This is a genomic window from Oscillochloris sp. ZM17-4 (genome assembly GCF_019599295.1).
Taxonomy (GTDB): domain Bacteria; phylum Chloroflexota; class Chloroflexia; order Chloroflexales; family Chloroflexaceae; genus Oscillochloris.
The window spans coordinates 157,104-170,614 of sequence record NZ_JAIEWN010000005.1 but is presented as its reverse complement, the minus strand read 5'-3'; the positions used below and the strand labels follow the sequence as shown (position 1 = coordinate 170,614).

Here is a 13,511-nt window from a genome sequence, read left to right as displayed (position 1 = left end):
TGCTGCCGGGCGAGACGTACACGTCGATCAGTAGCACGATTGGCGATGTGCCTCTGACCGCCCCGCTCAAGACGCCGAGAGGATGGTTCCTCGGCTTTGCCGTGTCCTTCGCGCTGTTGATGGTCTTCCTGGTCTCGGTCACCTGGCTGCTGATCAGGGGCGTCGGTATCTGGGGTATTAATATCCCGGTCGGCTGGGGCATGGACATCATCAACTTCGTCTGGTGGATCGGTATCGGCCACGCCGGCACCCTGATCTCAGCCATTCTGCTGCTGCTGAACCAGGGCTGGCGCAACTCGATCAACCGCTTCGCCGAGGCGATGACACTCTTCGCCGTGGCCTGCGCCGGCCAGTACCCGATCCTCCACCTCGGGCGGCCCTGGCTGTTCTACTGGCTCATCCCCTATCCGAACACCCACGGGCTGTGGCCGAACTTCCGCAGCGCCCTCGACTGGGACGTGTTCGCGGTCTCGACGTATGCGACAGTTTCGATCCTTTTCTGGCTGGTCGGTCTGATCCCTGACTTTGCCACCCTGCGCGATCGGGCGACGAACCCGCTGGTCAAGCGAATCTATGGACTGGCGGCCATGGGCTGGCGGGGCTCGGCCCGCCACTGGCACCGCTATGAGATGGCCTCGCTGCTGCTGGCCGGGCTCTCAACGCCGCTGGTGCTCTCGGTACACTCGATCATCTCACTCGACTTCGCTATCGCCCAGGTGCCTGGCTGGCAGGTGACGGTCTTCCCACCCTACTTCGTCGCCGGCGCCGTCTTCGCGGGCTTTGCGATGGTGCTGCTACTGATGATCCCCGTGCGTACCTTCTATGGCTTCCAGAGCTACGTCACTATCCGCCACCTCGATGTGATGGCCAAGGTGATGCTGACAACCGGCATGCTGGTGGTCTATGGCTACTTCATGGAGGTCTTCGGCTCGCTCTACAGCAGCAGCAAGTATGAGCAGTACCTGCTCTTCAATCGCTTGAGCGGCCCGAGCGCCTGGGCCTACTACAGCCTGATATTCTGCAACGCCATCGCTATCCAGCCACTCTGGTTCCGCCGCGTGCGCCAGAATATCCCGGCACTGCTGATCATCTCGGCGATCATCAGCGTGGGCATGTGGCTTGAGCGCTATGTGATCATCGTGATCTCGCTCCAGCGCGACTACCTGCCGTCATCGTGGGATATCTACATCCCCACGATCTGGGATTGGTCGCTCTACATCGGCACGATCGGCCTCTTCATGACGCTGACCTTCCTGTTCGTGCGCGTCCTGCCGATGATCAACATCTTTGAAATCCGGATGTTCCTGCACCAGGAGACGGAGCGCGCGCACCGCCGCGAGGCCGCCGCGCATGGTCAGGACCATGGCCAGGCACATGGTTCGGCGTCGGCGGACTAGCTCTAGCTGTGTGCGGGCTGGTGATCCAGTCAGCCCGCACCCCGGTGAAAGATATGCAAGCACCAGGCGATATCTATGGCGTGATGGCTGAGTTCGATAGCCCTAACGCGCTGATCGAGGCTTCGAAGCAAGCCCGCGCGGCAGGCTACCGTAAGATGGATGCCTACTCGCCCTTCCCAATTGAGGAAGTGTCCCACGAGGTGATGCCCGGCGACACTGGCGTGCCGCGGATCGTGTTGATCTCCGGTCTGATCGGTGCCTCGACCGGATTTATCACCCAGTATATCGGCGAGTTTATCGACTACCCCTATATCATCGGTGGCCGCCCGAATGACATCACCAACTGGGCCTCGATGATCCCGATTACCTTTGAGCTGGGTATTCTGTTTGCCGCTTTCGGTGCCGTGTTCGGCATGATCGCGCTGAACGGCCTGCCTATGCCCTACCACCCGGTGTTCAACGCGCCGCGCTTTGAGCGCGCCTCGCAAGACGCCTTCTTCCTCTGTATTGAGTCGGCAGATCCACTCTTCGATCGGGCGCAGACATCGCAGTTCCTGCGTGGGCTCAACCCCCTCCAGGTCTCTGATGTCTCGCACTGAGGATGTTCTGATGCAGACGCTACGCTCACGCCGCTTCGCGACACTCGCCCGGCTTGTACGCTATGGCTGGGTTGGGCTCTTCGCTCTGCTGCTGGCGGCGTGTCATACCGACATGTATAGCCAGCCGAAGTTCCAGACCTACGAGCCAAGCAGCTTCTTCGCCGATGGGCGATCGTCCCGCCCGAATGTCCCCGGGACGGTGGCTGTTGGCCAGGTGCAGACTGATACCTACCTGTATACCGGCATGATCGACGGCCAGCTGGGCGATGTGATGCCCTTCCCTGTGACGGCGGATCTCCTGGCCCGCGGCCAGCAGCAGTTCACGATCTACTGCTCTGTCTGCCACGGTGTCGCCGGTTTCGGCCAGAGCATGGTCGCTGAGCGCGGTGCCATTGTGCCGGCGAACTTCCACCAGCAGCGCCTGCTTGACGCCCCGATCGGTCACTTCTTCGATGTGATCACCAACGGGGTCTACCGGGGTGACCCGAATAACGGCGGCTATCAGTCGATGTTTAGCTACGCCTCGCGCGTGAAGCCTGAGGATCGCTGGGCGATCGCAGCGTACATCCGCGCCCTCCAGCTCAGCCAGAACGCAACGGTGGACGATGTGCCCCCCGAAGCGCGTGCGCAGCTCGGCAGATAATAGGTAATCTCCCGGCGTCAGCCGCGCTGGCGCACTAGAAGGCTCTCGCATGGCAACTACTTCTCTTGCACCTACCAGGGTTCCGCAGCTTAGCCGGTTGCAGACGATTGGCATTGGCGCGGCGGTGATCGGTATCGCGCTACTTCTGGTTGGCTACTTCATTGTCGGCGCCGATCTGTTCTTTCGCTCCTACCTGTTCGGCTTCTACTTTACTATGGGCCTGGCTCTAGGCAGCCTGGGCTTTCTGATGCTCCAGCACCTCACCGGTGGCGCATGGGGCGTCACGGTGCGGCGTATGCTTGAGGCGGGCGCCCTGGTGATGCCAGTGATGGGCCTGCTGTTCATCCCGATTATCCTGGCGACATTGCCGAGCACGAGCGGTGCGATCGGGATGTCGCACCCGCTCTACGAGTGGGCCAACCCGGCGGTCGTTACGCCGGGAAGTCCCGAGTTCGACCCCGGCATCTACCATAAGGTGCCCTGGATGTCGCCGATGTTCTTCACCGTCCGCTCGGTGATCTACTTTGTGCTGTGGTCTGGTCTGGCCTTTATGCTGCGCTCCTGGTCGGTCACGCAGGACCGCAAGGGCAACGAGGCCGTCGCAGGTCGCATGCGCATGCTCAGCGGTATCGGCTTGGCGCTCTTCGTGATTAGTATCACCTTTGCCTCGTTTGACTGGACAATGTCACTCGACCCGCACTGGTTCTCGTCGATGTACGGCGTCCAGTATATGGTGAGCTCGGGCCTGATAATGCTGGCCTTCCTGGTCCTGATGTTCAGCCAGGTTCAGGACATCGAGACCTTCAAGGCCCACGTGACGATCAAGCCCTTCCACGATATTTCGAAGCTGCTGCTGGGCTTCACGGTGCTGTGGACGTATGTGACCTACATGCAGTACAACATCATCTGGTCGGGTGATGTGGCTGAGTTTACGCCTTGGTACGTCGTCCGTACCCACGGCGGCTGGCTCACACTAGTGCCGATCATGATGCTGTTCCAGTTCTTCCTGCCCTTCTTCCTGCTCCTCTCGCGGCGCCGCAAGCAGAACGTGGCTACGATGGCCCCCATCGCCGCGCTGATCATCCTCATGCGCGTCGTCGATATCTCCTGGATTGTTCTGCCCGCCTTCCACGAGAACATCGCTCAGGTTAGCTGGATGCACTACGCCGCGCTTGTGGGCCTGACCGGCATCTGGCTGGCGATCTTTGCCTGGAATATACAGCGCGTCTCGATTCTGCCGCTCAACGACCCGAATATGGAGTGGCTGCACGTCGGAGGGGATCACTAATGAACTACCGTTTCCGCGCCTATGAGGCCCAGGTGCAGCCACCGAGCGCCCTGCGTATTATGACGGCACTGGTGATCGCTTTTGTGCTGGTTTCCCTGCTGATCCTTCTCGCTGGCCGCCTTCCCTTCACCCCGGCGCCGCTGGTGGATACGGGCACGACCTATAGGCAGTATGTGGCGCGGGACACGGAGCTGCTCAGCACCTACGGCAATACGATAGAGGGGAATGTGCATATTCCGATCGACCGGGCGATGCAGCTGATCGTTGAGCGCGGCCTCCCGGTGCGCGATAACCCCAGCCCGACGCCGTAGGGCTGTCGCTCGGGAAAACATCAAATGGCTCATTGAGATGGCCAGCCTCGCTGGCCATCTCAATGAGCCATTTGGACATTCTGGAGCCTACGCTATGTAGCGAATATGCGCATCCCCCTCGTGCCGCAGCTCTCCCCGCAGCACCAGCAGCTCTAGGTGGGCGACAGTCTCGGCGACGGCGAAGCGGATCTCGTGCGGGGTGTAGCGCTCCATCGCGAAGGTGCGTGTGGCCACCTCGTAGGCGTTGGCCGATGCGCCGACTGCCGCCGCCATCGCCCCCAGTCGCTCCTCGTGGTGGAGCCGTAGCTCGCGCAGCCGCCCGGGCCAGTCCGCGATCACGCCCCTGTGCCCCGACAGCGCCAGCCGCACCGGCAGCGACTCCAGCGCTTCCAGCGACCCCAGGTAGCGCCCGAGCGGGTCCGGCTCGCTATTTGGCCACCAGCCAATGTGCGGCGTGATCTTCATTAGCACGTGGTCGCCGCAGAGCATCAGGCCGTCACCCTCTGAGAAGAAGATCAGCTGGCCGTCGCTGTGGCCGGGTGCGTGGATGGCCAGAAAGTCCCGCCCGCCCATGGCGATCCGCTCGCCCGCACTGATCAGGCTTAGCTTCGGGTGGGGCAGCGTGTCCCCGCGCAGCATCTCCACCACCCCCACGATGGTTCCCGTCAGCTCGCCCGGCACCCCGTGGCGCGTGAAGTGGGCCAGGGTCGGGTCCTCGGTTCCCTCGGGAATCTCCCAGACCTCCCCGACCTGTTCGGCATCGCGCGGGGAGATCAGGACGGGTGCCCCGCTGAGCGCCTGGAGCCATCCGGCCATGCCGTAGTGGTCGGGGTGAAAGTGGGTCAGCACGATCTGGCGGATGTCGTGCGGCTTGATCCTGAGCTCGGCGAGCGTGGAGCGCCATGCGTCCTCACCATCGGGCGTGTGCAGCCCGGTGTCGAGCACTGTCCAGCCCTCCGCGTCGCGCAGCAGGTAGCAGTTTACGCTGCGCAGGGCGAAGGGCAGCGGTAGCTGGACTTGGATGATGTCCGGGGCGAGGGTGACAATGGACATGGGGCTCTCCGTGAAACTGTAGATGGTGGATGCTGGGTGCCGCCAAGTATACCATTGGCCTGCGGCGGCCTTGCTCAGGCTTTGCGCGACATGCTGTAGAATGGCTGCGAGGTAACGCCGGATTTTGGCGTGCTGGTTGTGGGTTGGCACCGTACAGCGGGCAACCTGCAATCTGCAATCTGCAATCAAGGAATAGCAATGGCTCAGCAAACTGATACGCCGCCGGATGTCCGGCGTGAGCTTCCAATGTGGGTGTTGCCGGCGGTGATCTTCGGCGCTATCGCGATTGTGGCCGCCCTGGTGACGTTTGCCCTGACGATACGGGATCTGCCCAGCACGACGACGACGATCACCGCCAACTCGCTGCCGGCTGACCACCCGGCGATAAGCGCGACGGCGGCGACGGATGGCACGGCGCTGCCATCGGCCCACGGCGGCCTCGACCCGAATGGCGCGAAGGTTACAGTGATCAGCCTGGCCGAGGCCCGCGCGAAGCTGGATGCCGGGGAGGCGCTGTTCATCGATGTGCGCGCCGGCAGCGACTACACCGCCGGGCACATTCCCGGCGCGCTGACGATCACCTCGCAGGATCTGGAGGCCCGCCTGAATAATTTGCCGGCTGGCTCCTCGATCATCGCCTATGGCGACGCGTCGCGCCCCGAGTCGGGGCAGCGCGGCGCGCAGATCTTTATGGATCTGGGCTACCCCACGGTGATCGCCCTTGAGGGCGGCTTTCAGGACTGGCAGCAGGCCGGGAACCCGGTGGAGAAGTAGGCGATGATCGACCTACACATCCACACGACGGCGACGCCGCACCACTCCTCGTGGGCGCCTGATGATCTGGCCGCGACGGCATCCGCGCGCGGGCTGACGGTGATCGCCGCCGCCGACCATAACACGACAGCCAGCGTGCGCGCGCTCCAGGTGGCCGGCGCGCGCCACGGCCTGCGGGTGATCTCCGGCGTCGAGATCGACAGCTGCTACGGGGGTAAGCTCTGGCACACCCTCGTCTATGGCGCCGACCCGCAGGCGCCGGAGCTGCTGGCCCTCTGCGATGCGGTCTTCTCGCGGAATGCCGAGGACGCGCGCCGGCTGATGGCCGACCTGCCCCGGCGCGGGTTTCGGCTGGGCGGCCTGGAGGCGCTCGGACGCACGCCAAATGTGGCCGATGTGGCAACGGCCCTGGCCGCCCAGAATGAGCTGCCCGGCCGCGTCGGCGGCGAGGGCGATGAGGAGGCCGGGATGCGCTACCTGCTCACCGAGCTGCCCGGCGCCTACAGCCCGCCAGGGGTCGATGAGGTGATCGCCGTGGCCCATCACCTGGGCTCCCTCGCCGTGCTGGCCCACCCCGGCCGCAGCAAGGGCATCTACGCCGTGCCCGCCGACGCCGGCGATATCGCCGCCCTGGCGACCGCCGGCCTGGACGGGGTCGAGGTCTACTACCCGAGCCACAGCCCCGAGATGCGGGCATTTCTGCTCGGCCAGGCCCGGCTCCACGGGCTGCTCGTCTCCGGCGGCAACGACAGCCACCACCCACACCAGTCGCTGGCCGCCATCCCGCCTGATCTGGTGCGCGGCCTGCTTGATCGGCTGCCGGCCTGAACCACACCGGGGCGGTGTGATCTGTCTGTGCTCGCCATGCGCGGCTGGCGGTGCTAGTGACAATGACACCTAAAGGAATCGTATGCACACGCCCTCATTGATGATCCTGATCGCCGGGCCGTACCGCTCGGGGACGGGCGACGACCCGCAGAAGATGACGGCGCATGTCCGGGCGATGGAGGCCTTGGCCCTGCCGCTCTTCCGGGCCGGGCACCTGCCGGTGCTCGGCGAGTGGTACGCGCTGCCCCTGGCCGACCTCGCCGGGTCGCGGCGGGCGGGCGACGCGCCCTTCACCGAGATCTTTCACCCGGTCGCCGAGCGCATCCTGGCGCGCTGCGACGCGATCCTGCGCGTGGGAGGGCCATCCCAGGGGGCCGACCAGATGGTGGCCCAGGCCCAGGCGCTCGGGCTCCAGGTCTTCTACCGGCTCCAGGATGTGCCGGGCTGCGTGGGCCTTCCCGACCCCGCAGAGGGTGGGGTTGGCGCGATCGATCTGGCGCTCCCCGCCGAGATCGCCGACCAGGTTGTTGCGCTCGCGGCGCGCTACGGCGGCCCGGCGCTGGTGCTGGCCGATATCCCCGACGGCGTGTTTGACCCGCTGACGAGCCGCGACCGAATCGGCGAGGTGTGCATGGTCATCCGGCGGCGCAGCGGTCGCCTGCTGACCTTCCGCAAGGATATCTACCCACCAGGGGTGATGCGCCTGCTCACGGGCGGCGTGAAGCCGGGCGAGCGGATCGAGGCCGGGCTGCTGCGCGAGGTGGCCGAGGAGACAAGCCTCGATGTGGAGGTGCGGCGCTTCCTGGCCCTGATCGCCTACCGCGCCCCGCAGACCCCGCCCGACGCCTATGCCTTCCTGTCCTTCGCCTTCCTGCTCGACGAGATCGGCGGCGAGCTGGTGGTGCAGGACCCCGAGGAGCGGGTCGAGGCCTTCGGCGAGGCGACGGTGGCCGATCTCTATGATCTGGCGAGCTTTCTTGAGGGGCTGGACGACCGTCAGGACCGCGCGATCGGCGGGAGCTGGCGGGCCTGGGGGGCCTTCCGCGCTGTCTCTCATCGCGTGGTCGCTGATCTGCTTATGGGCGGCGGGTAGATCACTGAGGCGCCATCCCTGAGGCGCTGAGACACTGAGGTGCTGAGACACAGATCCGTGCGCGCATCCTTCAGTGTCTCAGTGATGGCGCAGGGTGTGACGGAACGTCTTGCATGCGGGCCTTTGTCCAGATCCCCGACGGCAGCGGCTACCGCGTCCATAAGACCATCCGCGATCTGCTGATCTTCTCGGTGCAGGATGTGATCAAGGACCCGCCCTTCTCGAAGCTGAACCTGATCAGCTGCCGCAACCTGCTGATCTATATGAACGCGGACCTGCAGCGCAAGCTCATCCCGCTGTTCCACTACGCCCTGGCCCCGTCCGGCGTGCTCTTCCTGGGCACATCCGAGACGATCGGCGAGTTTATGACGCTCTTCTCCGCGCTGGACCGCAAGTGGAAGCTCTACATGCGCCAGGAGGGCTCCCCAGGCACGGCCCGCCCGGCGCTGAGCGACTTCGTCCCGATCTTGGCCGCGGGCGATGCTGCGCCGCAGCTCAGGCGCGGGGCCAGCCAGACCGCCGCGAAGGTCGACCTGCGCAGCATCACCGAGCGCTCCCTGCTGGCCCACTACGACCCGGTCGGCATCCTGGTCAACAGCCGGGGCGAGATCCTGCACATCGTCGGGCGCAGCGGCAGCTACCTTGAGCCCGCCCCCGGCGACGCCGGCATGAATATGCTGTCGATGGCCCGCGAGGGGCTGCGGCGCGAGCTGACCACCGCCCTGCACCGCGCGGTCTCCGAGCGCGAGCCGGTGCGCTACGCCGGGCTGCGGGTGCGCACGAACGGCTCATTCACCACGGTCAACCTGACGGTGCGGCCGGCGACGGCTATCACCGCTGGCGCGTCTGTGATCGACGCGTTCCTGGTCGTTATTGAGGAGGCGCTGCCGACCGACATCAGCCCGCCCCAGGAGGCTGAGGGCGCCGAGTCGCCTGGCTCCGATAGCGAGCGGCGCATCGCCGCCCTTGAGCACGAGCTGCGGGCCAAGGAGGAGTACCTCCAGACCACCCTAGAGGAGATGGAGACCGCGAACGAGGAGCTCATGTCGGCCAACGAGGAGCTCCAGTCGCTCAACGAGGAGCTCCAGTCGACCAACGAGGAGCTGGAGACCTCGAAGGAGGAGCTCCAGTCGGTCAACGAGGAGCTGTCCACGGTGAACGCCGAGCTGCAGAATAAGGTCTTCGACCTCTCGCGGGCCAACAACGACATGAACAACCTGCTGGCCGGCACCGGGGTTGGCACGCTTTTTGTAGATATGGATCTGCGCATCTCGCGCTTCACGCCGGCGATCACCCATGTGATCAACCTGATCAAGCCCGATGTCGGCCGGCCGGTGGGCGATATCGCCTCGAACCTGGTGGGCTACAGCCGCCTGGTTGAGGATGTGCGCGAGGTGCACGACACCCTGGTGCCCAAGGACGCCGAGGTGCAGACCCGCTTGGGCACCTGGTATCTGATGAGCATCCGGCCCTACCGCACCCTGGAGCATATGATCGAGGGCGCCGTGCTCACCTTCGTCGATATCTCCCAGCGTAAGCTCTTCGAGCTGGCCCTGCGCAGCAGCGAGGCCAAGTTCGCCAAGGCATTCCGGGCGATCCCCGACGGGCTCGTCGTCTGCCAGCAGTCCGATGGGGTCGTCCTCGATATCAACGCCAGCTGGGAGGCCCTGTTCGGCTCCAGCCGGCAGCAGATCATCGGGCGCAGCCTGCACGACCTCAGGGTCTTCGCCGACCCGGCCGACTGGCAGCGCGTGCGCGAACGGCTCCAGCAGGATGGAGCCGTGCGCGACATGGAGCTGGAGACCCTGCAGTCCTCCGGCGGGCGGCGCTGGACGCTCCTCTCCGCCGAGCAGCTTGAGGGCGAGGCCGAGCCGAGCCTGATCATGATCTTTCACGATATCACCGAGCGCAGAAAGAACGAGCAGGCGCGCCAGACCGAATGAAGGCAGTAGCGCCGGTGCGGCCCATCCCCACCGGGGGAACCGTAGGGCCGAAGCATTCGCACCTCACGCATGTGCGACACGCAGATTCATCCGGTGCGAATGCTTCGGCCCTACTACACGAAAGCCATTAACCTCATGCACATGGGGCTTCAGCCCCCCGGCGGCGCACAGCGTGACTTATGCGGTATTGCGAATAATAGGGACCATCGCCTATGGAGCGCAGCAGGGATGAGCGCACAATCCCCCCCCAGACCGATAGCGATCCGGCCCTCCGCCAGCGGGCCGAGGCGATGGTCCGGGAGGGCGCCGAGCAGATCGCCCGCTCGCCCGAGGAGGGCGCGCGCCTGCTCCACGAGCTGCGCGTGCATCAGATCGAGCTGGAGATGCAGAACGAGGAGCTGCGCCGCGCCCAGGAGGAGCTGGAGATCGCGCGCGCCCGCTACTTCGCCCTCTACGACCTGGCCCCGATCAGCTACTTCACCCTGAGCGCCCAGGGGATCATCCAGGAGGCGAACCTGACGGCGGTGAGCGCGCTCGGTGTGCCGCGGGAGGCCATGATCCGGCATCCGCTCGCCCAGTTTGTCCTCCCTGACGATCAGGAGATCTACTACCGCTACCGCAAGCGGCTGGCGACGGCGGGCGGGCCGCACGTGTGTGAGCTGCGCATGCTGCGCGCAGATCAGAGCGTCTTCTGGGCGCGGCTGGAGACCACCATCCCGCCGGAGGAGCGCGGCGAGGCGGTCGGCCAGCGCACGGTGATCAGCGATGTCAGCGCGCGGGTGCGGGCTGAGCAGGCCGTGCGCGATCTGAACGCCACCCTTGAGCATCGCGTGGCGGAGCGGACGGACGATCTACGGGCGAGCGAGGAGCACCTGCGCAGCACGAACAGCGACCTGGAGCGCGCCCTGCGGCTGAAAGACGAGTTCCTGGCCATGATGAGCCACGAGCTGCGCACGCCGCTGAGCATTGTCCTGAGTATCGCCGAGGCGCTGTCCGAGGAGATCTACGGCCCCCTCACAGCAGCGCAGCGCCAGGCGCTGGCCACCCTCGCGCAGAGCGGGCACCACCTGCTCGCGCTGCTCTCCGATATCCTCGACCTGTCGCGCATCGCCGTGGGCCGCGAGACGCTCGATCTCCAGCCGGTCAGCGTCAGCCTGGTCTGCCAGATCGCCGTGCAGTTCATCGAGTCAAGCGCCCAGGCGAAGCAGATCACCCTGCGCCAGACCGTCGCGCCGGGGCTGGTCGAGCTGCGCGCCGACGATCGTCGGCTCACCCAGATCCTGGTCAACCTGCTGAGCAACGCGGTGAAGTTCACCCCCGAGGGCGGGCAGGTCGACCTGGAGGTGAGCGCCGACGCCGCGCGCCAGCACATCCAGTTCAGCGTGTGGGACAGTGGCATCGGCATCGCGCCGGCGGATCAGGAGCGGATCTTCGAGCCGTTCGTCCAGGCAGACACGCGGCTGGCGCGGCAGTATGGCGGGAGCGGGCTGGGGCTCGCGCTCGTCCGCCGCCTGGTGGCGCTCCACGGCGGCGACATCCGCCTGGAGAGCGCCCTCGGCCAGGGCAGCCGCTTCACCGTCAGCCTGCCCTGGTCGGCGGACGAGCACACGGCCCTGGCGGTGACCGACATGCCTGAGGCCGTCTCCCCCGCGTGGGCCACGCCGCCCCTCGTGCTGATCGCCGACGATGACGAGCCGAGCCTGGCGCTCAACGCCGAGCTGCTCGCCCGCTCCGGGTGCCGGGTGATCACCGCCCGCACGGGCGAGGATGCCGTGGCCCAGGCCATCGCCCGCCGGCCGGACGTGGCCGTGCGGGGACAGGGGACAGCGACAGACTTAGGATGGCAGATTTTTTCGGAGGGATGTGAGCATCTTGCTGATCTCAGTGATCAGGGCGAATGCTGGCGCTGCGGTAGCATCATCAACATAACGGAATCGGTTTGCAAGCGACAGAAGCGTTTCAAGCTCCATGAGTGATCCTTGGGCAATTGCCAGGAACCGGCTGTATTCACGAGGCGTGGTGCGGTAATAGCCTTCGGCGATATTTGCCGGCACAGATACTGCGGCCCGCGACACCTGCGATATGAGCGCATACTGCTCGTGACGAGGAAAGCGGGCGACCAGCCCGTAGATATGTTCGGCGAGGTTCATGCTCTTCTGCCAGACAAATAGTTCACGGTGCGATGAAATAGGCGTCATCATAGCTCCAATGGCTTGCAACGTACGGTACGATCTCGATAGCTCACTTCTTGAACCGTATTAATCATCAGAATGTTACGGAGGCTGTTTATATGTTCTACCCTGTACCCTGTACCCTGTACCCTGTACCCTTATGACAGTCATTGAGTTTGAGTCCGTCAGCAAGCGCTTCATCCTGCACAAGGAGCGGCGCGACACCATCCAGGAGCGGGTGGCCGGGGTGTTCAACCGCCGCCCGTCCGGCGAGGAGTTCTGGGCCGTGCGCGATGTGAGCTTTGTCGTGGAGCCGGGCCAGAGCCTGGGGCTGGTGGGCCACAACGGCGCCGGCAAGAGCACCATCCTCAAGCTGATGACGCGCATCCTGGAGCCGACCTCCGGCCGCATCCGCGCCCAGGGCCGGATCGCCGCCCTGCTCGAGCTGGGCAGCGGCTTCCACCCCGAGCTCTCCGGCCGTGAGAACGTCTTCCTCTACGGCTCGCTGATGGGCCTCGGCCGCGCCGAGATGGCCGCCAAGCTGCCCGAGATCGCCTCCTTCGCCGATATCGGCGACTTTATCGACACCGAGATCAAGCACTACTCGTCGGGCATGTACACCCGCCTGGCCTTCGCCGTGGCCACCGCCGTCGACCCCGACATCCTGATCACCGATGAGGTGCTGGCCGTCGGCGACGAGGCCTTCCAGCGCAAGTGTATGGAGCGCATCTACGGCTTCCGCCGGGCCGGCAAGACGATCATCTTCGTCTCGCACGCCCTGGAGGTGGTGCGCTCGCTCTGCGATGTGGCTGTCTGGCTCGACCACGGCCAGATGAAGGCCAGCGGCGAGGCCAGCGAGGTGATCGACGCCTACCTGGCCGATGTGAACCGCCAGGAGCAGGAGCGGCTCGCCGCCGAGCGCCCCGCCGACATGCCGCCCGATGGCGGCAACAACCCCTTCCGCCGCGGCACCCGCGAGATCGAGATCACCCGCGTGCAGCTGCTCGACCGCGCCGGCGAGGAGCAGGCCACCTTCCGCACCCACGAGCCGCTGACCGTCCGCATCCACTACACGGCCCACCAGCCGATCGACGCCCCGGTCTTCGGGGTCGGCTTCTATATGGACAACGGGATCTGGCTCAGCGGGCCGAACTCCGGCTTCGAGGAGCTGCGGATCGGCCGGGTCAGCGGCGCGGGCGTCGTCGAGTACACCGTCGCCAACCTGCCCCTGCTGACCGGGCGCTACAGCCTGAGCGCCGCTGTGGTCGACTCGACGCAGATGCACACCTACGATATGCACGACCGGCTCTACAGCCTGGTGGTGCATGGCGATGGCTCCCGCGAGCGCTATGGGACGCTCGCCCTCTCCGGCGCGTGGCGCTGGGAGGGTGAATAGTGAGTCGCCGGTTAC

Annotated in this window: 12 protein-coding genes and 1 pseudogene; 11 read left to right on the top strand and 2 right to left on the bottom strand. The window is 65.5% G+C overall.

Going from position 1 to position 13,511, the window contains the following annotated elements; genetic code table 11:
- Nucleotides 1-2: 2 nt before the first annotated feature.
- From nrfD to K2Z83_RS06650, 5 genes are all read left to right on the top strand, one after another.
- Nucleotides 3-1,397 (top strand): NrfD/PsrC family molybdoenzyme membrane anchor subunit, encoded by a 1,395-nt coding sequence (gene nrfD, locus K2Z83_RS06670; protein ID WP_255603448.1) that lies wholly within the window; start codon nt 3-5, stop codon nt 1,395-1,397.
- 53 nt (nt 1,398-1,450) lie between these two features.
- On the top strand, nt 1,451-1,996 hold the full coding sequence (locus K2Z83_RS06665; RefSeq protein ID WP_220594385.1) for a DUF3341 domain-containing protein: 546 nt from the start codon (nt 1,451-1,453) through the stop codon (nt 1,994-1,996).
- A 10-nt stretch (nt 1,997-2,006) separates the two neighbouring features.
- Nucleotides 2,007-2,639, top strand: coding sequence for a cytochrome c (locus tag K2Z83_RS06660; protein WP_220594384.1), 633 nt, complete (start codon nt 2,007-2,009; stop codon nt 2,637-2,639).
- A gap of 97 nt (nt 2,640-2,736) precedes the next feature.
- Nucleotides 2,737-3,927 (top strand): hypothetical protein, encoded by a 1,191-nt coding sequence (locus K2Z83_RS06655; RefSeq protein ID WP_255603447.1) that lies wholly within the window; start codon nt 2,737-2,739, stop codon nt 3,925-3,927.
- On the top strand, nt 3,927-4,238 hold the full coding sequence (locus K2Z83_RS06650; protein WP_220594382.1) for a hypothetical protein: 312 nt from the start codon (nt 3,927-3,929) through the stop codon (nt 4,236-4,238). The genes K2Z83_RS06655 and K2Z83_RS06650 overlap by 1 nt, the downstream gene beginning before the upstream one ends.
- An 87-nt stretch (nt 4,239-4,325) precedes the next feature.
- Here the strand turns inward: K2Z83_RS06650 and K2Z83_RS06645 are convergent, their stop codons facing one another.
- Nucleotides 4,326-5,291 carry an MBL fold metallo-hydrolase gene (locus K2Z83_RS06645; RefSeq protein ID WP_220594381.1) on the bottom strand — a complete coding sequence of 322 codons (966 nt, stop codon included), beginning with the start codon at nt 5,289-5,291 and terminating at the stop codon, nt 4,326-4,328.
- A gap of 198 nt (nt 5,292-5,489) precedes the next feature.
- On the opposite strand from K2Z83_RS06645, the gene K2Z83_RS06640 reads away from it, so the two are divergent.
- From K2Z83_RS06640 to K2Z83_RS06620, 5 genes and pseudogenes are all read left to right on the top strand, one after another.
- Entirely contained in the window at nt 5,490-6,065 is a 576-nt protein-coding gene (locus K2Z83_RS06640; protein ID WP_220594380.1) for a rhodanese-like domain-containing protein, read from the top strand.
- Nucleotides 6,066-6,068: 3 nt separating this feature from the next.
- Nucleotides 6,069-6,893, top strand: a complete 825-nt coding sequence (locus tag K2Z83_RS06635; protein WP_220594379.1) for a PHP domain-containing protein — start codon at nt 6,069-6,071, stop codon at nt 6,891-6,893.
- A gap of 82 nt (nt 6,894-6,975) precedes the next feature.
- Nucleotides 6,976-7,986, top strand: coding sequence for an NUDIX hydrolase (locus tag K2Z83_RS06630; RefSeq protein ID WP_255603426.1), 1,011 nt, complete (start codon nt 6,976-6,978; stop codon nt 7,984-7,986).
- 113 nt (nt 7,987-8,099) lie between these two features.
- A complete protein-coding gene (locus tag K2Z83_RS06625; protein ID WP_220594378.1) occupies nt 8,100-9,929 on the top strand; it encodes a PAS domain-containing protein in 1,830 nt (609 codons plus the stop codon).
- 212 nt (nt 9,930-10,141) lie between these two features.
- Nucleotides 10,142-11,509 (top strand): annotated as a pseudogene (locus K2Z83_RS06620) (ATP-binding protein); the annotation flags it as partial.
- Between the two features lie 255 nt (nt 11,510-11,764).
- On the opposite strand, the gene K2Z83_RS29815 reads toward K2Z83_RS06620, so the two are convergent.
- Nucleotides 11,765-12,079, bottom strand: a complete 315-nt coding sequence (locus tag K2Z83_RS29815) for a four helix bundle protein (protein WP_370650089.1) — start codon at nt 12,077-12,079, stop codon at nt 11,765-11,767.
- A 181-nt stretch (nt 12,080-12,260) separates the two neighbouring features.
- Between K2Z83_RS29815 and K2Z83_RS06615 the strand changes: the two genes are divergently transcribed.
- Nucleotides 12,261-13,496, top strand: coding sequence for an ABC transporter ATP-binding protein (locus tag K2Z83_RS06615; protein ID WP_220594376.1), 1,236 nt, complete (start codon nt 12,261-12,263; stop codon nt 13,494-13,496).
- Nucleotides 13,497-13,511: the final 15 nt, after the last annotated feature.